General features: G+C 44.3%; 18 protein-coding genes and 1 riboswitch. Of the genes, 1 reads left to right on the top strand and 17 read right to left on the bottom strand.

Translation table 11 applies throughout. The features are described from left to right. Nucleotide 1 precedes the first annotated feature (1 nt). The 13 genes from NST94_RS08355 to metA all read right to left on the bottom strand — a co-directional run bounded on the left by NST94_RS08355 (nucleotide 2) and on the right by metA (nucleotide 14,924). A complete protein-coding gene (locus NST94_RS08355) occupies nucleotides 2-691 on the bottom strand; it encodes a response regulator transcription factor (protein ID WP_036684461.1) in 690 nt (229 codons plus the stop codon). A 105-nt stretch (nucleotides 692-796) separates the two neighbouring features. Beyond that, a complete protein-coding gene (locus NST94_RS08350) occupies nucleotides 797-2,470 on the bottom strand; it encodes a trypsin-like peptidase domain-containing protein (protein WP_076184679.1) in 1,674 nt (557 codons plus the stop codon). Nucleotides 2,471-2,706: 236 nt separating this feature from the next. Further along, nucleotides 2,707-3,360 (bottom strand): response regulator transcription factor, encoded by a 654-nt coding sequence (locus NST94_RS08345; protein WP_036684464.1) that lies wholly within the window; start codon nucleotides 3,358-3,360, stop codon nucleotides 2,707-2,709. Between the two features lie 3 nt (nucleotides 3,361-3,363). Next, complete coding sequence (locus NST94_RS08340) at nucleotides 3,364-4,440, bottom strand: sensor histidine kinase (RefSeq protein ID WP_076126420.1); 1,077 nt, start codon at nucleotides 4,438-4,440, stop codon at nucleotides 3,364-3,366. Continuing rightward, nucleotides 4,441-5,517: a cell wall-active antibiotics response protein LiaF gene (liaF, locus tag NST94_RS08335; RefSeq protein ID WP_305953552.1), complete on the bottom strand. Its 1,077-nt coding sequence runs from the start codon at nucleotides 5,515-5,517 to the stop codon at nucleotides 4,441-4,443. It lies immediately after the preceding gene. Nucleotides 5,518-5,753: 236 nt separating this feature from the next. Beyond that, nucleotides 5,754-5,897, bottom strand: coding sequence for a hypothetical protein (locus NST94_RS08330; protein WP_156113077.1), 144 nt, complete (start codon nucleotides 5,895-5,897; stop codon nucleotides 5,754-5,756). 146 nt (nucleotides 5,898-6,043) lie between these two features. Then, on the bottom strand, nucleotides 6,044-6,892 hold the full coding sequence (locus NST94_RS08325) for a 3D domain-containing protein (RefSeq protein ID WP_254857054.1): 849 nt from the start codon (nucleotides 6,890-6,892) through the stop codon (nucleotides 6,044-6,046). 136 nt (nucleotides 6,893-7,028) lie between these two features. After that, the gene (gene thrS / locus NST94_RS08320; protein ID WP_076135889.1) at nucleotides 7,029-8,969 is read right to left on the bottom strand and encodes a threonine--tRNA ligase; all 1,941 of its coding nucleotides are present in this window, start codon (nucleotides 8,967-8,969) and stop codon (nucleotides 7,029-7,031) included. Nucleotides 8,970-9,475: 506 nt separating this feature from the next. After that, entirely contained in the window at nucleotides 9,476-9,646 is a 171-nt protein-coding gene (locus NST94_RS08315) for a toxin-antitoxin system HicB family antitoxin (RefSeq protein ID WP_036684471.1), read from the bottom strand. An 11-nt stretch (nucleotides 9,647-9,657) separates the two neighbouring features. Continuing rightward, a complete protein-coding gene (locus NST94_RS08310) occupies nucleotides 9,658-10,500 on the bottom strand; it encodes an SPFH domain-containing protein (RefSeq protein ID WP_036684473.1) in 843 nt (280 codons plus the stop codon). A 531-nt stretch (nucleotides 10,501-11,031) separates the two neighbouring features. Next, nucleotides 11,032-12,168 (bottom strand): cyclic dehypoxanthinyl futalosine synthase, encoded by a 1,137-nt coding sequence (gene mqnC / locus NST94_RS08305; RefSeq protein WP_076184682.1) that lies wholly within the window; start codon nucleotides 12,166-12,168, stop codon nucleotides 11,032-11,034. Between the two features lie 626 nt (nucleotides 12,169-12,794). Next, entirely contained in the window at nucleotides 12,795-13,967 is a 1,173-nt protein-coding gene (locus NST94_RS08300; protein WP_076184683.1) for a PLP-dependent transferase, read from the bottom strand. Between the two features lie 36 nt (nucleotides 13,968-14,003). Further along, entirely contained in the window at nucleotides 14,004-14,924 is a 921-nt protein-coding gene (gene metA, locus NST94_RS08295) for a homoserine O-succinyltransferase (RefSeq protein WP_076281068.1), read from the bottom strand. Nucleotides 14,925-15,039: 115 nt separating this feature from the next. Then, a riboswitch (SAM riboswitch) is annotated at nucleotides 15,040-15,169 on the bottom strand. Between the two features lie 396 nt (nucleotides 15,170-15,565). Between metA and corA the strand changes: the two genes are divergently transcribed. After that, on the top strand, nucleotides 15,566-16,501 hold the full coding sequence (gene corA / locus NST94_RS08290; protein ID WP_036684479.1) for a magnesium/cobalt transporter CorA: 936 nt from the start codon (nucleotides 15,566-15,568) through the stop codon (nucleotides 16,499-16,501). 86 nt (nucleotides 16,502-16,587) lie between these two features. Here corA and NST94_RS08285 read toward each other — a convergent pair whose 3' ends face one another. The 4 genes from NST94_RS08285 to NST94_RS08270 form a co-directional block, all read right to left on the bottom strand. Next, nucleotides 16,588-17,604 (bottom strand): HRDC domain-containing protein, encoded by a 1,017-nt coding sequence (locus tag NST94_RS08285; protein WP_339282135.1) that lies wholly within the window; start codon nucleotides 17,602-17,604, stop codon nucleotides 16,588-16,590. Nucleotides 17,605-17,814: 210 nt separating this feature from the next. Then, nucleotides 17,815-18,696, bottom strand: a complete 882-nt coding sequence (locus NST94_RS08280; RefSeq protein ID WP_051491338.1) for an ROK family protein — start codon at nucleotides 18,694-18,696, stop codon at nucleotides 17,815-17,817. Between the two features lie 167 nt (nucleotides 18,697-18,863). Next, the gene (locus tag NST94_RS08275) at nucleotides 18,864-21,590 is read right to left on the bottom strand and encodes a hypothetical protein (RefSeq protein ID WP_339281869.1); all 2,727 of its coding nucleotides are present in this window, start codon (nucleotides 21,588-21,590) and stop codon (nucleotides 18,864-18,866) included. 13 nt (nucleotides 21,591-21,603) lie between these two features. Further along, nucleotides 21,604-22,467, bottom strand: a complete 864-nt coding sequence (locus NST94_RS08270; RefSeq protein WP_339172584.1) for a copper amine oxidase N-terminal domain-containing protein — start codon at nucleotides 22,465-22,467, stop codon at nucleotides 21,604-21,606. Nucleotides 22,468-22,492 lie beyond the last annotated feature (25 nt).

The following is a 22,492-nucleotide window of genomic DNA, read 5'->3' as shown; positions in this document are numbered from 1 at the left end:
GTTAGTTGTCACCTCTTAGAATGTAACCGGCACCCCGGATCGTTTGAATGAGGCGTTTACCGCCATGCTCCTCCGTCTTTTGACGTAGCATAGCTATGTATACCTCAAGCACATTAGATTCACCGCTATAATCATAACCCCATATTTTATCCATGATCAGATCCCGTGAAAGCACACGTTTCGGATTCTGCATAAAAAGATGAAGCAGCTCAAATTCCTTCGCTGTTAGCTCCAGTCTTTTACCGGCGCGGGTAACCTCACGTGAATCCACATCCAGCGTAATATCTTCATAAGAAACCGCTTGCTCTCCACCTTCGCTTTGCTCACTCTTACGCCGAAGCAACGCACGTACACGTGCAAGCAGTTCTTCCAGCGCGAAGGGTTTAACCAGATAATCGTCCGCACCCAGATCAAGCCCTTTTACACGGTGCTCAATTTCATCCTTCGCGGTAAGCATGAGAACAGGAACATTACTGCCTCCTTCCCGCAAGCGGCGACATACTTCAAAGCCATCCACCTGAGGCATCATTACATCCAAAATTACCACATCCGGGTCACTGCTCAAGATTGCCCGTAATCCATCCGCTCCATTCACCGCTGTTTTCACATCGTAACCTTCAAAAGCTAAACCTCTACGCAGCATAGAAATAATCTTTTCGTCATCATCAATAATTAGAATATTCGGTCGCATCAAGCAGCCCCCATTGTTCAGTTCTTTTTATATATTGTAGCAGTTTACATCACAATTAGACAAAAACGGAAGGGTCGCCCCTTCCGTGTGACTTACCGTCCGGTATTATTGCTGCTGACTTTGTTGTGTAGTCGTTGTATCAAAATCATTTTTGTTACCGATGGTAACTGAGAGATCCATGGTTTTACCGTCGCGCACAACATTTAATGTTACTTTATCACCAACTTTTAACGTTTGAATGAAAGTAATCAGATCTTGGTTGGTTGCATACTTCGTTCCATTCGCACCGGTAATGATATCGTAAGGGCGCAGGTCAGCGGTATACGCTGGGGATTTATAGATGATGTCTGCAACCACAGAACCTTCTTTAATATCCGTACCCATTTGCTTAGCAACCTCATCTGTAATCGTCATAAGAGTTGCACCAATGAAAGGTACCGGCTCTTTCGGAATGGCTTGGTTGGCTTCCAGCTTATCTACGACTTCTTTAATCGTATTCACAGCGATTGCGAAACCAATACCTTGAGAATCCGTGCTGACGGCTACGTTCATCCCAATTACCTGCCCATTCATGTTGAGCAGCGGCCCACCTGAGTTACCCGGGTTGATAGAAGCGTCGGTTTGCAGCAGGTTTTTGTAATTACGTGTTCCACTGCCATCTTCTTCATTAATATCAATACTGCGTCCTTTTGCACTAAGAACACCGGAAGTTACAGTATGATCAAAGCCTTGCGGGTTACCGATAGCAACCACTTCTGAACCTACCTTTATGCTATCCGAATCTCCCAGTGCTACTGTAGGGAAATCACTATCTCCTTCAATTTTAAGCACAGCCAAATCCAGATCTTTGCTAGAACCTAGCAGCTTCGCTTCATAAGGCTTGGTTACGCCATCCACGGTGACTTGGATTACATCGGCATTGTCAATTACGTGCTGGTTGGTCAAAATATAGCCGGATTTCTCATAAATGAAGCCTGTTCCAATTCCATAAGGGATAAGCTGTGATGAAGAATCCGATCCTGATTTGGAATCCTGTTCATTTTGGGAAGAACCATTTCCACTGTATTGATCCCCGAAGAAAAATTGTGAGAAGGGATCACTCAGATTCGGACTGGATGAGCTTCCATTACGCGAATTAGATTTAACTAGTGTCTCAATCTTAACAACTGCTGGTCCCACCGCATCAACAACACCTGTCACATCACGAGATCCAGTCACCAAGGATGTAGTAGAAGTAGAAGGCGCAACACCTGCACTCTCGCCCGTTGTCTTCGCCGTTCCATTCGTTCCGGAGCTAGCAACCGTTGTAGCTGTATCTCCCGTAAACCAGTTACCTCTGTCTGCCATATACATTGAGCCCGAGAGAACGACCATACCGGCTAGGAATGATACCAGCACTGTTTTTAACGAGCTTTTTGGTTTTTTATTATATTGCCAGCCGCCGCCACCTTCAGAACCGCCACCGCCATTTCCTCCGCGGCCACCACCATTGCCATCATAGCCAGTGGTGCGAAGCGATGTGTTATAAGGCAATGGCTTTACAGGCTGTGGAGGTGTAACCTCGACACGTTCTGGCTCCATCCGATTGTAGTGCTGTGCGCCACCGTCAGTGTTATTCTCGTCTTTGTTCAAAGATTTAAAAGGTCCGTAAGAATAGTAGTATGATGATGATCCTGCTTCAGATGAATTATTATTATTGCTGCTATTGTTATTATTGTCCCATTCCCGATCTGGTGCTGGTCCATTGTCGCGATTGAAGTTGTTTTTGTTATCGTCCATGTTTATCTTTCCTCCTGCTTCCTGTCGCCGTGACAAGGATTAATTTGTTTTCATGTTCTTATTTTGTACTTTAAACCTTAAGGTCACATTAAAAACAATTTAAGCGCAGATAAAAGATATAGGCAAATGGGAGGAGATTAGGCAGGAAAGTAAAAAAAGAAGCTCGGGCGCGAAAAACATCGCGGCCCGAGCTTCTAAAACCATTTCAAATAGTAATGCACCTTAGTCTACAAGTCCTACCCCTGAGCCCAGCCCTTCCGATGAGCGTAAATAGCCAACTGGGTACGGTCATCAAGCTCGCATTTCATCAACAGATTGCTGACATGCGTCTTCACTGTCTTGATGCTGATATGCAGCTCCTCACCGATATCCTTATTGGTCTTGCCCTCAGCTATAAGCAGCAGGACTTCCTTCTCACGCTCTGTTAAACCGGAGGAATCACCTTGCACGGTGCGCTGGCGAATACCACGGGTCAGCGCCTGTGACACATCACCCGTCATGACTGGCATGCCGCGGTAAGCCCCTTGCAATGCGTAGATTAACTCTTCTGCCGACACTGTTTTGAGCACATAGCTGACTGCACCAGCCTCTATAGCATCTACAACAAGATCATCCTCCAGGAAGCTGGTGAGGATCACGATTTTGAGGCCAGGAAATTCAGCCAGCACTGCTCTTGTGGTCTCGGCACCATTCATCACTGGCATCATCAAATCCATCAGCACGAGGTCAGGCAGACCTTCATGTCCACCAGCACGCAGCATCTCCAGCGCCTCTTGTCCATTCGCCGCCTCACCGATGACCTCGAATGTAGGCTCCAGCATTAGATAAGTTTTGAGGCCCATCCGTACCATATCATGATCATCTACGAGCAACACTTTTATGACACTCATGCTCTACTCCTCCTCGTCCTGTGTATCTGTTCCTAACGATCTATTCTGCTCTAATTCTGGGTTCCCTTGAACAAACTTAGGAATATGTACACGGATCGTCGTTCCCGCACCCTTGCGGCTAATAATCTCCACTTGCCCACCCAGTTTCTCCGCGCGTTCGCGCATGGTGGTGAGACCGTAGGAGCCTTGTTTTTGCTGCACATGTTCAAAACCTTGACCGTCATCACTAATACTCAGCACAACTTGTCTTGATCCTTCACGCAGCGATAGACTCACCAGTCTAGCCCCGGCATGCTTCACGATATTCGCCATCGCCTCTTGAATAATTAGGAACAGCTGATGTTCGATTGCTTCCGATAACTCGCCCTGAAGTTCGAGCTCCTTCATTCCTTTTAAGCCATTCTGGCGGCAATAATCGGGAAACCATTTTTCCAGCGCCTCGAACAGATTTCGACCTTCCAGCTCCACCGGACGCAGTTGTGCAATTAATGCTCTCATTTGTTTTTGTGCCATCTGAGACATTGTAATCAACTGGTCCATGACCATTTGACCTTGAGCTTCATTAACCTTCAGCACTTTAGGCAGCGAAGAAGCCGACATATGGATGGCAAAAAGCTGTTGGCTCACCGTATCATGCAGATCCCGGGCCATACGCCTTCTTTCCTCCAACACCGCACTCTCCGCTGCCTGTTCCTTCTCAATAACCTCTTGTTCACCCAATCGCTGTAGAAGCTGCATCTTATTCTCGACCGTATCCATCATGACATTAAACTCGTGATACACTCGGGCAAAAGACTGATCGTCACTTTCTGGCATCCGTACGGACAGATTTCCTTTGGCGACCTGCAGCATATTCAGATCCAGATGATCAATCCGGCGCTGAATCCGCTGGCCTGCCATATAGCCGATAACTACAGTGAACAACACAATCCCGAGACATAAGTACAGCCACATCCGATAATCCTTCACTTCGATATAACCAAGGCAAGTGCCTGCATACATCAATCCTGCGCTTACCGCTCCAGTGAGCAAAAAGTAAAACAACAGCAACCATTTGGTATTACTGAAGATTGTCCCCATCTAACCCACCGTTTTAACTTTAATGTCACCTATAAATGCACTTACATTTATACGGACTTTTTTGCCTGCTTCTTTATAATAAGGAGTCTTGCACTGTACACTGCTCATAAAACCACTGCGAGACTGATCCAGAACTTCCATATCCCCGATAAAAGAACTGCTGTTCACCGAGATGCCAAGATCCATATCATTCGGAATGTACACTTTAATGTCGCCTATAAAAGCGGAAATATTAATCCTCGTTTCGCCATAAGCAATCTGTGCATTCGTCAGATCCAGTACGGTATCGCCGATAAACTGCGAGATATTCGTGTTCTTCAGTTGGAAATGCTCGCGCCCCATGTGGACATCTCCGATAAAAGCAGAGCGATTGGTCGATTCCTTTTGATTATTTGATTCATGGAATTCCTCATGCCATTTACCATGTCTATGAGCATGACGCTCATGACGTTCCTGACGTCTGCGCTCGTGTCGTTCCTGCTTCTCTTGCCAACGTGCTTCAGCGCTGGACTTATAAGATCCTGTTTCGTCCTCATCGTCTTCTTCATCTTTTTGAAGATAGTCCTTCCAGTCGCGTTGACCAGAAGCCTTGCCAAATTTTTGCTCAAATTGTTCATCAAGTGTGGAATCCAGTGGTTTGGGCGGCTCCACATCTAGTGAGCTTTTTCCTGAAGGAAAGTGATCTGGTGGTGACGGTGGAGCTGGTGGCACAGGTGGTACTGAACCGCGTGGTTTAAAAATCACATAAAGTCCGCCGCCGATCAACATAACTGGAATGAACATTTTGAAAAAATCCCCGGCCGAAATATCGAACCAATCTAAATTCCGTCCAAGGAAAAACACTCCGATCGCCAGAAAGAAAAAGCCGCCGATAGGTGAAGAACCTTTGGATTGTCCATCCCCTGTACCTAAAAGCCGGTTCATTCCCATTAGGATCAAAATTACCGGCCAATAATTCGAAATCAGGTAACCTAAGCTGAAATCAGTGTAACCTAATTGTCTCAGTAGAAACATAGCTCCAATCCCTATCAGGATCAGGCCGCCTAAAACCTGGCTGGTGAACCTTCTTTTCATCATTCATTTCCCCTTTAAAGTAGTGGAACGCTCTCTTCTTCAATCTTATAGCCTTAGTCTACAGGAATGAAGTACTGAGAAACAGCGGCGAGAGAAGGAACTTCCCCTCAGTCTCTAGACTGAGATGAATGGGATAAAATTCTATTTACTTCATTATATATGAAAAAAGACTGTCCCTCAGTAATTAACTGAATTGGACAGTCTCTTTTTTTCAGCAGTCTTCTGCTTCAGTCAGCGCATTATTGTTGCGGTTTCTGAGCTGGTTTAGAAGTATTTCCACTTTGCTTAGTAGCGCCGTCATTCTCAACAGCAAACTCAGCATTGTATTTTTCATTTGGTGTTTTGTAATTTTCTTGTACTTTAGATTTCTTGTTATTGGCCACGGAATTCACCTCCTTTTCTCTTATGCAGCATAGAATATGCTTACTAAGAGAACATCTCGGAAGAGGCAATTGCTTTGCCCCAGTCCGTATTATGGCAAGGTGATGTCACTATTATGCATGACCAAGTGAAAATAAGTTCAATCCCTTTAAATGGATTCTTCGAGCATGGATTGCGGTACTGCTTTGTAAGTCTCAATCGCTTGGCTCAGCTTCTTCAGCATGACTTCCGTACAAGTCCCGTTACCACGCTTAATGAGTTGAACTACAACTGATTTTTTGCCCCATTCCTTATACACCTGTTTCGTAGTAGCAAAATACAGATCAATCTTCCGCCCTTTAATAGCCGAGCCTGTATCAGCAACTATGGCATATCCATAGCCCGGTATATAAAGAATACTCCCCAGCGGCAAAACCTTAGGGTCCGCAGCAATGGTTGAGACTGTATTTTTGTCTCTGCGCACTTTTACCCCTGAATAGGTAATTCCATATTCGGGATGTTTAGATGTTTTACCTGTAGATTCATAACCCGCAGTATATCCAGTCGCCATCACTTTCATTGAAGTAATGATCTGGTCTTCCGCAGGTGCGGCTACAGGAATAGAATTTGGTAACTGTTTGGAAGATCCGCTGCCACCGTTTGCTTTAGTGGTTGGAGCTTTGGTGCTCTGCGGTGCCTTCGTCGCTGCTGGTTTATTTTTTGTTGTTGCAGGTAATACAGGTGCGACGGAATGCGCCTCGTTTGACATAAGTGTGGCACGGCCAGTCGTAAGAATGACCTTATCATCTGTAGTTCTCATAAACACAGAATTAGCCTTGGTATATTGCAACTCGTTCGATAGCGTTTTGTTAATACCCGTGTGTTGTAAAGTGTCTCCTGTCCCAATGGCCCCTACTGCCTGTTGCTTAGATTCTGGAATGATTCCAGCAGCGGTCAATAGCAAAACGATGGTGACAAAAAGACACCAAAACCTCTGAAATATGCCCATTTTGTTCATGTGAAAAACCTCCCCCTTATTAGCGAAGGTTTCCCGATTCACAAAATTTTATACATGAAGATCAGAAGTTGATCCTCATTGGCATATAACAGAGGTCTTATTTAGACGTAATTTTGGTGTTGTTAATTACAAGAAACTAGGAGATCACACGATCAGCAATTTCCTGAGACAAGAGCTCAATCACTTCTTGAAGCGGCTTAGCTCCAATGTCGCCTTCCCCGCGTTTACGGATGGAAACCGTCTGAGCGTTCATCTCATTCTCGCCAACTACGAACATGTATGGCAGTTTCTCAAGCTGAGCTTCGCGAATCTTATAACCCAGCTTCTCATTGCGGAGATCTGCTTCAGCAGAGATACCACGGCGACGCAGCTTGTCTGTAACTTCCTTGGCATAATCGTCGAACGCTGTCGATACAGGAATTACTTTAACCTGCTGTGGAGATAACCAAAGCGGCAGCGAGCCCGCAAAGTTCTCTAACAGGAAGGCAACGAAACGTTCCATTGTACCCAAGATTCCACGGTGCAGAACGACTGGACGGTGTTTTTGACCATCATCGCCGATATATTCCAGTTCAAAACGTTCAGGCAGCAAGAAGTCGATTTGTACAGTAGACAGAGTCTCTTCTTTACCTAATACAGTCTTAATTTGCACATCAAGTTTAGGACCATAGAATGCAGCTTCGCCTTCTGCTTCGTAGAACGGCAGTCCAGCTTCCTCTACAACCTCACGCAACATCCGCTGTGCAGTTTCCCACATTTCGTCATTTGCATAATATTTCTCAGTATCCTTAGGATCACGATAGGACAACCGGAAACGGTAGTCATTAATACCAAAGTCACTGTATACCTGTTTAATCAATTCGATTACACGAATGAACTCGCCTTTAATTTGGTCCAGACGGCAGAAAATATGGGAGTCATTAAGAGTCATCGAGCGTACACGGTGTAAGCCAGTCAATGCGCCTGACATTTCATAACGGTGCTGGATACCAAGCTCAGCAATACGGATCGGCAGATCACGGTAGCTGTGCATTGAGCTCTTATAAATCATCATGTGATGCGGGCAGTTCATTGGACGAAGAACAAATTCTTCATTGTCGATAGTCATCTTAGGGAACATGTCCTCTTGATAGTGCTCCCAGTGTCCTGAAGTTTTGTACAGCTCAACATTACCCAGAACTGGTGTGTATACATGCTGATAGCCAAGACTTGCTTCCAGATCTACGATATAACGCTCCAGAATACTGCGCAATTTGGCACCCTTAGGCAACCAGATTGGCAAGCCTTGTCCTACCAATTGATTAAATGTAAAGATTTCAAGCTCTTTACCGAGCTTCCGGTGATCGCGTTTCTTCGCTTCTTCAAGCAGACGAAGATGCTCATCAAGCTGAGCTTTTTTAATCCAAGCTGTGCCGTATACGCGTTGAAGCATCTTATTCTTGCTGTCGCCGCGCCAGTAAGCACCGGCTACATTCATCAATTTAAAGACTTTGATCTTAGCAGTCGACGGCACATGGGGTCCACGGCATAGGTCGAAGAATTCTCCTTGTTCATAGATAGAAATTACGCTATCTTCAGGCAATGCCTCGATCAACTCCAGCTTGTAAGGATCACCTAGCTCACCGAAAATTTCAAGTGCTTCCTTGCGGCTAACTTCTTTGCGCACGATTGGCAGGTTCTCCGAAATTATGCGGTCCATTTCCTTTTCGATTTTGAGCAAATCTTCAGGATTTAGAGGATGTTCCAGATCCATATCGTAGTAGAAGCCATCTTCAATGACCGGACCTACACCAAGCTTAACTTCTTTTGTTCCGAACAAACGTCTAACCGCTTGAGCCATCAAGTGAGCTGTACTGTGGCGCATAACCTCCAGACCTTCAGGTGAATCCAAAGTTACGATCTCTACCAGTGCGCCCTCTTCAAGGGGAGTAGATAAATCTACAACGATACCGTTCAATTTCCCCGCTGCTGCATTTTTGCGCAGGCCACTGCTAATAGAAGCTGCTACATCATCAATACTGCTACCCTCTGCGTATTCACGGACAGAACCGTCCGGAAGCTTAATACTTACTGACATTGCTAATTCCTCCTTCATATAATTAAGCCTAAGGGCCCTTTAACCTTTGCGGAACAATAATATCCACGCACACAAAAAAACGCCCGTCCCGCAAAGGGACGAGCGATTACACCCGTGGTTCCACCCAAATTCGATTCTCTCTAGCCTCCCTTGAATCCTCAAGCGGAGTGAAGATAGAATCCTTCGTAAGCATGGAGTAACGACCATGAACCGGCAGCTCTTACTATCCCATTGCAGGGAATTCAAAACCGCAGCTACAAAGGGGTAAATCGAAAGCAGGATGCCGGAGAAAATTTCAGCCTAAGTTTCCTCTCTCTGAACGGTCCAGAACAATCAACTCATATCTTCGTCAATGCTGTTAACGTGAATTATGGAGTAATTATAAATCTGTCCTCTCTGACAGTCAAGTCAGAAAAGGGTCCAAAATGATAGAAACACAGTCAGAAGACACACATAAGGACTGTTCTTGCAGCCAATACATGGATGCTGAAACAGCCCTTCTATGGTTATTCCTCTCGCCGTTTTTTTTCAGGTAAGCGGCCTGCACGCTTCAAAGACTCACGCAACAAGTATTCGATATGTCCGTTTACGCTGCGAAATTCCTCTCCCGCCCATCGTTCCAGCGCCTCATGTAAATCCGGATCAATCCGCAGTGGAAAGCTTTTCTTGGCCGCCATGATGCACCGCCTTAGTACAACGAGCCGGCGTTAATGACCGGACTCGCTCCGCGCTCCGACACGATCGCAACCATCAGATTATTAATCATCGCCGCTTTGCGTTCCTCATCAAGCTCAACCACGCCACTCTCTTTAAGCTGTTTAATCGCCATATCGACCATGCCCACGGCGCCTTCAACAATGATTTGACGAGCGGACAGAATTGCAGATGCTTGCTGACGTTGCAACATTGTACTGGCAATCTCTGTGGAATAAGCCAAGTGTGTGAGCCGCGCTTCAATGACCTCTACACCAGATATCGACAAACGTTCTTGCAGCTCGGTTGCCAATTCTTTAGCAATCTCATCTGCATTGGCCCGCAGGGACATGCCCGATTCATTGAAGTTATCATACGGGTATTTACTGGCCACATGACGCAGCGCTGTTTCACTTTGAATTTCCACAAACGCCATATATTTATCTACATCAAAAAGCGCTTTTGCAGAGTTAATTACCTTAAATACGATAACTGCAGCAATTTCAATCGGATTACCTTCCACATCATTAACCTTCAGCTTGACACTGTTAAAGTTACGTACGCGGAGGGAAACCGTCTTGCGCAAACTGAACGGAATGACTGCAAACAAGCCACTTGTCACGATAGTCCCTACATATTGCCCGAAAAAGGTAACTACAACCGACTTATTGGGCTGCACAACCGTAACACTTGTACATAATACCCCAGCTACAACGAACAGAATGACTGGCACTGCGACATACTCTTGAACCGCACCATAAATTCCCCCAGCTAAACAAACTGCAATTAAGGCGAGAACCCAAAATCCACTGACAGGACGAAGCGTTTTCTCTTTCATAAAAGCACCCCCACTAGATATTCTTTTGATATGATTATGATATCACTTTTGGATAATAATGTGAATGGGTAAAAAGAAATAAAAAAATATTTTTATGTTCACATTTATATAAAGCTTCGTTAAAAGGCGTACTCCACACCAACCCTCGTTTGTGTAGTTAACATTAGTTCATATTGTTCGTATACATCAGCTCTATCGGACACTGATGCTCTTATACGCCACATTTTCCGATTTTCCCTATGCTATCGGACCCCACAGTCGCTATTGCACTAAAAACCAGCCTATATGGGGCTCTTTTCAAGGAATAGCGTCGCTGGGGTCCGAACCCCGACTCAAGAAGCGCTGAATTTGCAATTAAGGTCCACTGGGTCCGTACGCCTAGCGGATGATATAACAAGCGAAGATTCAGATGTGTTCTGCAATAAGGCTTGCTAATGATCGTAATCCTAACCTTACAAAAAAAACGCTTGATGCTCAGTAATCCACTTAAGGATTAACAAGCATCAAGCGTTGATTAATAATTAATATATATTAGTTCTGCATTACAAAATCATTATCAATCTTCGCATTAGGATCATCGAACACCCGCAGAATATCATAACGTGTATTCCGCTGCGCTGGAACTTTGCCTGCTTCGCGAATCAGCTGAGTAATCGACTCGATGTTTACCTTATAAGTCGCACCCGCCGAAGATACTACGTTCTCTTCAATCATTGTGCTGCCGAAATCGTTGCAGCCATATTGCAAGGAGAGCTTGCCGACCTCTGGCCCCATAGTGACCCAAGAAGATTGGAAGTTCTTAATATTATCCAACACAAGGCGGCTGATCGCTACCGTCTTCAGATATTCCTCAGGCGTTTGTCTGTCCAGCTTCAGGTTGGTATTGTCCGGCTGGAATGTCCATGAGATAAAGGCCAAGAAACCTTCAGAATCATATTTGTTGGCAATACACTCATCCTGAGCCTCACGTACACGTAGTAAGTGCAAAGCTCGTTCTTCCATACTTTCTCCAAGCCCAATCACCATTGTTGCTGTTGTATTCATACCCACTTTATGTGCTGTCTGCATTACATCCATCCACTCGCGCCACGAGCCTTTTAGCCGGCTGATTTTGCGGCGTGTACGGTCATCAAGAATTTCTGCGCCTCCGCCTGGCAAGGAATCCAGACCCGCAGCATGAATTTCACGAACCACTTGTTCCAGTGGTAATCCTGATACTTCTTTCATCTTCATAATCTCAGCAGGAGAGAAGGAGTGCATTGTAATCTCAGGGAAACGTTGCTTAATTCCGCGCAGTATATCTGTATAGTAGCTAAATGGAAGGTTAGGATTAGTTCCACCTTGCATAAGAATTTCTGTACCATTAACAGCAATCGTTTCAGCAATTTTTTGATAAATCGTTTCATCTGGCAGCACATAGCCTTCATCCGAGCCTGGTCTGCGGTAAAAAGCACAAAAACGGCAGTACACATCACATACATTCGTATAGTTAATATTACGGCCAATTACAAATGTGGCTAACGGGTCCGGATGCCAGCGTTCCATAATAGTGTTTGCAGCAGCACCCATTTTCTCAATTTCGTTGCTCTCGAATAGTCGGATGGTATCTTCCAATTGGAGACGGTCACCCCGCAGGGCTTTATCCAAAATAAGATCTATCGTACTCATCGTTCGCATCCTCCTTTTAAACCCTTAGGGATATGGTAGATTCACAAAATCACAAGAAAAATAACGTTGTCGTCCTTTAGAGATAACAACCGTTTCTCGTAGTAACATAAGGATAAAGTATAGTATGTAACTTATACCTTATATTTTAATAAATGAACAGTTCATTTCCTCATCGTATCACAATCTGAACAGCTTGAAAAACTTTTTACTTTCTTAGCAAGATACCATCCAGCAGAAAGAGTCCTTACATTGCTGCCTGCACCCGGTGAATCAAAATTCCTTGAGGCTGCCGGACACAGATGACGTTATTAGTTAGTATTTAGCCTTTGGAGCATAGTTATGGACTCCAGCCACGCTATTCCTTGACAAGAGACTCATGAAGGCTGGTTTTTAGCGCAATAGCTGCTGTGGAGTCCGTTAACATTCCAAATGTGTAATAATGCTGTGTCTAAGGTCAGCTGTGTCCAATAGCAAAAAGTCCAAAAAGAAGAGCTATCCCAGCAGCCAATTCCCGGCTTATGAGACAGCTCTATTTCATCCTGCGTCCAACACCAGCTCTAAATCAACGGTGAGATAGATCCTCGATATTTCCCAGCATTCGGTGCCGATCTGGGTTGCCGTTACTTTTACTTCGTTTCGATTTCCGCTCGCGCAGCCTCTAAAGCTTGACCAAGATCAGCAATTAGATCCTCCGCATGTTCAATACCGACCGAGAAGCGCAGCAATCGATCATCTACACCCACCGCATTCCGAATTTCCACAGGAATATCCGCATGCGTCTGTACTGCAGGATAGGTCATTAGCGATTCAACCCCGCCGAGGCTCTCCGCGAAGGCAATAAGCCGGATATGACGAAGCAGAGGTTCTACGTATCTGGCATCTTTTAATTTGAAAGAAAAAATTCCGGTATTGCCCGAGGACTGGCGATTCTGGATTTCATATCCCGGATGATCCGGCAGGCCTGGATGGAACACTTCCGCAATCGCCGGATGCTCTTGTAGATAGCGGGCAATTGCTAGCGCATTGCTCTCGTGCCGTTCCATACGCAGGGCCAGTGTCTTCATGCCTCTCATCAGCTGATAACTGTCTGTTGGCCCAAGCACAGCGCCAATAGAGTTATGTAGAATCGCTATTTCAGCGGATAATTCAGCTCCTTTAGATACAATAAGACCCGCAAGTACATCATTGTGTCCGCCCAAATATTTGGTAGCACTATGGACTACAATGTCCGCACCTAATTCCAGAGGACGCTGGAAAAATGGAGTCAGCAGTGTATTGTCTACAATTGTGAGCAGCCCATGATGACGGGCCCAAGTAGCAACGGCTGCAATATCCGTAACCATCATCAAAGGATTCGTTGGCGTTTCAATAAATATCGCCTTCGTATTTGGAAGACGTGAAGCCTCAAGCGCATCCAAATCATTCGTATCTACATAGGAAGCAGTGATTCCAAACTTGGACATAATTCGTTCCAACAAACGATAGGTCCCGCCGTAAAGATCCAGCGAAACGATCAAGTGATCGCCTTGCCCAAACAGGGTAAATATGGTTTGAATAGCTGCCATCCCAGAACTACAGGCAAAACCTGCATCACCAGACTCCAATTCCGCAGCCGCATTCTCTAGTACGGAACGGGTTGGACTTTTGGTACGGCTATAATCGAAACCTGTGCTCTGCCCAAGCTTCGGGTGACGGAATGCCGTAGCATTATAGATAGGGAAATTAATGGCTCCGGTAGCCGGATCTTCTTGTGAACCTATTTGTGCCAGTCTGCTTTCAATCCTAAGTTTGTCGTCCATGATAAATGCCTCCTAAATTGTAATGTAGCGCTGATCTTAATAAACAATCGGGTCGATATCGTAAGGTGTCTCTTGATATACATAGTAATTGAGCCAATTAGAGAATAATAAGTTGGCATGTGCACGCCACACTGCAGGAGGTGTTTGTTCTGGATCATCTTTAGGGAAATAGTGTTTCGGCAAGGCCATCTCCATGCCCCTCTCCAAATCACGATCATATTCCCATTTCAAGGATAATGGATCGTATTCGGAATGTCCGGTCACAAATATTTGTTTGCCGTCGGTCGTAGCTACTAGATACATACCAGCTTCTTCGGATTCCGCCAGAATCTGCAGATCTGGATTGCTCTCAATATCTTCGCGGGAGACATCGGTATGACGGGAATGCGGTACATGGAATACCTCGTCAAAGCCGCGCAGCAATTTAATGTTATTTTGATTAATCGTATGGGAGAATACTCCAAAACATTTTTCAGGCAAAGCCACTTTACGAACACCAAAATGATGATACAACCCTGCCTGTGCTGCCCAACAGATATGCATGGTCGAGGTCACATTATCCTTGCTCCATTCAAAAATCTCTTTTAGCTCTTCCCAATAGGATACTTCCTCAAACTCCATTTGCTCTACGGGTGCTCCTGTAACAATAAGACCATCCAAACGGCGGTGGCTGATCTCGTCAAAAGTTTTGTAAAAGCTTCTCAAATGCTCAGCAGAAGTATTCTTAGAAGTATGTGAGCGTGGATGCAGCAAGGTAACGTCAACTTGTAGCGGTGAATTTCCTATTAAACGCAGCAATTGAGTCTCCGTCGTTTCTTTAGTCGGCATGAGATTCAGAATAGCAATCCTTAGTGGACGGATATCCTGATGGAAAGCCAAACTATCATCCATCACAAAAATATTTTCACCGGATAGTATTTCTTTTGCTGGTAAACTGTCGGGAATTTTAATTGGCATTGTCTTTCCACTCCTTAACTGTATTTAGGTTATGTTGTCACATCGCGGCTTTCTGAACAATAAAAAGACCTTTCTCGGAAAACGAGAAAGGTCATATCTACAGTCATATGCGCCTCTCTCATCTGCCAGAAACTTTTGGACGAGGGTTAGTCGTCAGCAAAGTTCCGCAAGAATTAGCACCGTGCGTTCACACGCCGGTTGCCGGGTTTCATAGGGCTAGTCCCTCCACCTGCTCTTGATAAGATTTAGCTGTATTCAATTAAATTTCTTTAAAATTTACTTTAAATCATGAACCTCCTTTTCGTCAAGTCCATACAATGCTGAAGTAGCCTCAAAGTAACAATAAATTTGCTTGAAAGAGGCATACTCCGTTGTTATACTAGACAAGTATTTCATACCTGAACGAAAAGAAGAGGTGAGAAGAAGAATGGAAGGCGACCCGAGCTCGCAATTAAGTGTACAGAATGAGCAACCACACAGGATAATCATCAGCTTGCCGGCGGCGGGAGCAGTTCTTCTTCATGCCCTCGAATCGTCATTCGGCCTCTTGTATTGATTGTAACGCCGGCCAAGCTGATTTTTTCTCTGTGCTTAATTAGCAGTCCCTGGTGAAGACCCGGGGATAGAAGGAGTGGAATCAGATGAAAATCCGGCTGGTGAATGCAGGGGTTTTTACACCTATTGATGAAATTGATGAAACATTGACACCCCCAACAGAAGGGTTCTATTGGATTGATGCAGATGTGGAGGATTTGGAGCTGCTTCAGCCCCTGTTCAACCTGCATGATCTCGCTGTTGAGGATTGCCTTAGTGAAGAGGATCAACGTCCAAAGATCGAAATATACGAAAGTCATTACTTTATTGTTGTAAACAGCATCCGCTTTGATGATGAGGAAATCTTCCTGCGGGCGCTCAATATATTCTTGGGCAGACATTATATTATTACTGTAACGAAACAAAAGATTCACGAGCTACGCGTCCTGAAGCCCATGTTATGGGAACAAGAGGTTAGCGAACCCGACCAATTCCTTTACCTGCTTATCGACCTTGTCGTAGATAATTATTTCTCCGTAGGTGACCGAATTGAAGCCCGGATTGAGAAGCTTGAAGAGGATATTCTAATGCATACCAAGAAATCTCATTTGAGTGAGATTATCGGTCTGCGAAGTGAGATCTTATGGTTAAAGAAGATGCTGGGACCACAGAAAGAGGTTATCAATACCCTGAATAAAAAAGACCTCCGTCTGATTGATGATCAGCTGCAGAAATACTTTAGCGACATTTATGAAAATGCAGTTAAAATATCCGAAACTTTTGAGACGTACCGCGATCTCATGGGCAACTTACGTGAGGCCTACCAATCCAGTATCGCCAACCGCGCCAATGAAATTATGAGAGTATTTACCGCGATTACAACGATATTCATGCCTTTGACCGTAATTACCGGAATCTATGGGATGAACTTTGATCATATGCCGGAATTGCATACGAAATACGGTTATTTTGCCGTTATAGGTCTAATGTTGACGTTAGGCTGTGGGATGCTGTATGTATTCCGCAAGAAAGAATGGCTATGAAAATAAACGGACGAATAGGCAAGACGAAGGCCCTTTAACCCTATGGTGTAAGGAAGCCTTCGTCTTTTTGATATGATAAAAAGCTACTAGAAACTGGTCGCCATGCCCACTTTAGGAGCTTGCTCCCGCCGGAAACGAATGCGGATCAGCCGCAGACGTTCATAATAGCTATCCAGCCCTTCTGCTGCTGAAAAATCCTCCCCATACACCTTATGCAGCACTGGCTTTAGAAAAAGATCTCCAACCTCTGCATAGGCATTCCATATCGCCTCCTGCTCATTCTGCGGCACATTTTTCAGTTCTACCTCGATCAGTTTCTCCACGCAATAACCTTCTCTTTCCAGCTCCTCTACCGCTTCAATCAGTTCGCGACGGTTCACTCCACTGTTCACCTTAAGCTGTTCTAACCCTAACCCATTCTCGATCCCTTGCAGCAGAATTCGCCGTAATCGCAGTCTTTCTAGCTGTTTCTTATATTTGACCTCTTTCTGTTTATAGAGCCAGGATACAAAAGAATCCTCCTCAATTTCTTGGTGTACCCAATTCAAAGGAAAGGAGTGTTCCCTTGCAGCCGTAGAGGTTATAGCCAACCAATCCGTGCCATATTGGGCTACCTTTCCTTCCCCTACACCAGGGATCTGCAGCAGCTCCTCTGGTGTATGCGGCAAGAAAGTGCTTATCAAACGTAACAAACGATTGCTGGCAAGAATGTAAGGGGCTTTCCGTTCACTAGAAGCTCGGCTGCGGCGCCAAGCACATAACTCCTCATAAATAGCTTCGTTCCCATTATATTCACTGTAATATTGCAGCCTTAGCTGCTCCTGATTACGCCCGGTAAGGCCGTCTTCTTCATGAAATACGCTATCAATCAACGGCCGATAGCCATCCCCCATCTTCACCGCCAGCTCATGCCTGTAAACACAAAGCATTTCATTCCATGAACCACCCGCGTACCACAAATGCTCCTGTGTTTCCTCACCGCCTGAAAAATCACGCCAGCCCAGACTCCACACTCCTTCTTCCTCTCCAATCCATAGCTGAGCGAACACCTCTTGATCCACCCCAGATATTCTGGATAAGCGATTCATAAATACAATTTGCATATTCATCCCTGCCTTTCTAGTCTTCAGCAAGCACTATACCTACCGGTCTGAGCTACTTATTCGCTGATGTGAATCCCACACTGTCAGACTCGGAAAACGCAAAAAAGCACCACTCTCACGATAAACGTGAAAGAGGTGCTCCCTCATTAAATGCTATACTGTTAGATCCTACAATACCATATATTTCCTAACAGTCAATATCTTTTTATACTAGTTTCTTGCCAAAGCTAAAGTTGCCAGTCCAATCGCACCTGCAAGTCCTGCGTTATCTCCAAGCTGCGGTGGCACAACATAATTATCGATGTCGGTATTTAGCGCTGGATGCTGAACATAACCCTTCAGCAGTTCCTGCAGCTTGGTACGAATTAGCGGGAACAAGTGGCTTTGCTTCATGACACCACCGCCCATTACGATTTTTTCGGGAGACAGAATCAACACGTAATTCATAAGTGCATGTGCAAGATAATGAGCTTCCATATCCCAAGCTGGATGGTCAACAGGCAGCTCGCCTGCTGGTTGTCCCCAGCGTTTGCCAATCCCCGGACCTGCGGCTAACCCTTCAAGGCAATCGCCATGATAAGGGCAGTAGCCCTCAAACGTGTCCTCTGGATGTCTGCGAACTAGAATATGTCCCATCTCAGGATGAGACAATCCATGCACCATCTGACCTCCAACTACTGCTCCCGCTCCAATGCCTGTCCCAACCGTAATATAAAGGCAGCTGTCCAGACCTTTAGCCGCTCCCCATTTACTTTCCGCAAGCGCTGCACCATTCACATCCGTATCAAAACCGATCGGCACGTTAAATTGCTCAGCCATTGTACCTACCAAATTATATTGTCCCCAGTGAGGTTTTGGTGTCGTTGTTATGTAACCATAAGTAGGGCTGTCCAGCACGGGATCAATCGGTCCAAACGATCCAATACCAAAAGCTTCTACATTCTTCCCATTAAAATAGTCAATTACGAGTCCCATCGTTTCTTCCGGTGTTGTTGTCGGAAAGCTAACTCGGTCCAGAATGGTACCGTCCTCATAACCAATTCCGCATACAAACTTCGTTCCGCCTGCTTCAATCGCTCCCAATAACTTCATAGCAACTATCTCCCTTCTCCATTAAGCAATAATCCGCCATCCAGTTTGAAAATAAAAATTAATATAAAATAAAACAATCAACAGCCCTTATTATACGTTGGATGAAGCGCTATCACAATAATAAAACTCCCTTCATGCTTTTTTGCATGAAGGGAGACTATTGATGTTTAATTATTTAAGTCATCAAACATAGAGCCTTTTACCGTAACCTCAATTTGATCCAGCGGCTTAATGCCGACAAGCTTGCCCAGTGATTTGTACGCGTTGGTACTCTTGGAGAGCTCCACATCTGCCAGCCAAGCCTTAACATAGTACTTCCCATCTGGCATTTCAGCTGTAGTATAGACAGGAATATGGTCCTTATTAATCGTAATCGTCACCGTAGACTTTTCCGTGATCTTGTACATATTCTGATTCAAGCCCACATATTCACGGTATTTGAAATTGTTGAAGCTTCCCAGTGTACTAGACTGTGAGTAACCCTCTAATATATTCTTCCAGAATTCATGGGTGCCTTTATCACTTTCTCTTTCTTGTGAATATGGGATCTCTTCCACATCTTTAGTAAAGCTGTTCTCCACCGTCAGCAACTTCGCATCATTCACTCCGGTGTTATCCTCTACGGATAAAGCTGCTGGCTTTCTTGCAAAGTTATTCCCGTTTTTGCTCAGTGGTTCATTCCGCAGATTGACCGCAACTTTATCATTATTGATATACATAAGATCAGTTTCATATCGGAAAGAATTCGTAAGTTCCTCAACAAGATCCTTATGGTCCTTCGTGTCTTTATCCGTATCTTTAAACGTAACTGTCTCCAGTGTAAAGGTATACGTTCCAACAGGATTAAAATAATATCCGGATTTAATCGGATAATCATACCCTTGAAGTTGCTTATCCGTAGCAAACACGGCGGTATCATAATTAGATTTGTCGTTAAGCATTTTTTTAGCGGTAGCTCTGGCTTTCTTATAAGCTTGAGCCATGCTATTCTCTACCTTCCAGCCGATATCTCCGCTTGCCTGTTGTGTGAAGATTCGCTCGAATTGCCCCTTTACTTTCGTCCAATCCTGTAAGTTCTTATTCTCATCTTCATGAGCCATCCAGCGGATTACATTATAATTGTAAGGCTCACTTGTCCAGAAGAGCTTTCGAATCAAAGAATCCGCTTTATTCTTGTCTATTGAATTCTTGTACAGCTTAGGTGCTATTTGTTTGGCCCCATTATAAATATAAGTCCGAATGGTTTTGACATCCTCACCTGGTGTAAACGGAGCTGAAGTGCTGCCGCTCTCCGTATATGTTTGACAAGATTCAACATCTTTACCTTCCCCGTTCTTTGTTGTGCTGCACACCTGATAATTACGAGTGAAATTTCTGCTCACAGTACCCTGGAAACTGATATTACCTGACTTTTGATTAGGTGTATACGGAGCCGGATTAATGTACCACTTACCGTTAACAGGATCATCACCAAAATCAGGGCGCTGTAGACTAGCTATGATGTCAGGTTGTCTAACTATAGTACTGGCGGCATCGTTAACCAGCGGATTATTCTCCACACGGAAATAACGATAGATAGTATCCGTATTATTGATTACTTCCAAAGCGCCTGTAGCATTCCCACTCCAAGTAAAATCAGAATATTGCGGTTGTAGAACAGCCTTTATAGCAGCGCCATCGGCTAACCCGAATTTCACTTTTTTCGATAACACATTATAATCCAGATCGAAGGAGCCTTTAGTTGTTGGCATCGAGTTGACCTTCTTAATCCATCCGTAAATCTCATTATTTCCGTAAAAGACTTCATTAGGTGACTTCAGCCTGTTCAGATTAAACTGGATGTATACGTCCTCATCAGGCATTGTAAATGTCGCGAAAAGAATATTGTCAGCCGTATTAGCCGCAAGCATAATTTCACCTGCTAACGTTGACGCATGACCATGGTATCTTACAGGGATTTCCTTTCCGTTACTCGTGATCTTCCAAGCGTAATCTGTTGTTTTCTGGGTAGCGAAGCTGGATCTGAGTCTGATTCCAACGGTTACCTCTTGTCCAGCTACCGCGCCGGTTGGCAAAGTTTCGAAATGAGGGGATAAATCATTTACCTGCAAAATAAACGGTGCGATAGGAATGCCTAAGTAAGTAATATTTCCGTTGGAACCTTGGATGTAAATCCTCCCTGATCCCCAAGACAGATAGGTAGGCGGTTGCAGGACGTGAACATAATCTATCCATCGCCCTCCCTTAGACGGTGTAGTATTCTGAGTGTATACAACCCTGTCTTTATACTCCTTGTCTTGATTGTTATAGATGAACCGTTCATATTTCTTACCGGCATAGCTCAGGTTTAGTCCAGTAAGAATAGCCTGCTCAAAAGTCCCGCCGGAATTCACTAGATACTCAATATCCCTACCTACAAATGCATCAAAATCATTTTTTCTAATTTTGTAGCTTGATTTTACGCCAGAGTCCTTCCAAGGTTCCTTAATCATATTAAAATTCTGAATTTGAATCCCGCTCCATCCAGCATACCATGGAGCTCCCTCAGTTGAGACCGAGTCCCCATCAATCGAATACCCGGAAAAAGCAAACATATTGCTATGCTCAAGCCATTCATGATTTCCACCATAGACAATCTCAAAATTACTATTGTTAGATTTTATCTGGTTTTGTAACAAATCCTCTCTTAACTTTCCTTTATTAGTCTCCATTGTGTAATAATTAGATTTTTTATAGAGCTCCGCCATATCTTTATTGATCTTCTCGATAACAGCTGTCGCTGTTTTTGGAAGATTGTTAGAAGTATCATTCACTGACTCTTCAGAGAAAACTGAAGAAGCTATAGATTGGAATAAGAATATTGTCACTATACTAAGCCATATCGATTTTTTCATACCTTCACCTCTCCTACTTCGGCCATACTGCGATTCCTATATCCCCCATACCAGGAGAGTCTACATCAATTTTATAATCTTTGCTTTGGAAGACTTTATAATCTAGCTCATCCATTCTTTTTGTTTTTGTTCTAACATACTTCATAATCGAATCTACGACATCGCCCTCAATGTTTTGTCTAAGAATATTCTCCGCTTCCTTCGCCTCCAGTGCAGGGTCAGAGCCTATATTAGTAAATGTAATTGTAATTTGAAAAAGATACTGACCTGCTTTCCGATCATCATTGTTGTATACTGTCAGCTGTGAATCGGTAATATAAGTCGACTCTAGATTGGCCCCCAGATGGGTATACGGGATTTCAAACCCATGAATCGTTACCGTCTTGGCTCCATTCGTTGATTCTCCCGTAGCAGGCTTATCAGAGGTAGCTATTTCACCTGAAGGAGTAGTGATGTAGACCGTCTTCACAGCATCATCCCATTTCACGTTTACACCGAGTCCTTCATATACAAATCGAAGTGGGACAAAAGTTCTTGACTGTTTGAACAATGCAGCCGTGTCCATTTGTTTTGTTTTTCCATTGAGCTCATAACTCTTTTTCCCGATATAGACACCCATTGTTTTGCCTTCAAGCGAGATTGTTGCCTTTTTAGCCTTACTGTCCCATAACACCTTAGCTCCAAGCGCTTCACTTATAAAACGCACGGGTAGCTGTACCCTTTGCTGCGCATCGATAAAAGGCTGGGCGTCTGGAAAAATAACTTTTTCTCCATTTACTACTACTCTCAATGGAAGACTTGCTGCAAAACCTGAAAATGCAGAAGTCATCAGGGATACCATTAGTAATAAAAGCAGCGAACTAATTATTTTTTTCATATAATTGCTCCTCTCAAATTTATCT

The organism is Paenibacillus sp. FSL H8-0282 (assembly GCF_037963825.1).
GTDB lineage: Bacteria > Bacillota > Bacilli > Paenibacillales > Paenibacillaceae > Paenibacillus_AQ > Paenibacillus_AQ odorifer.
This window is presented reverse-complemented; position numbering and strand designations above follow the sequence as displayed.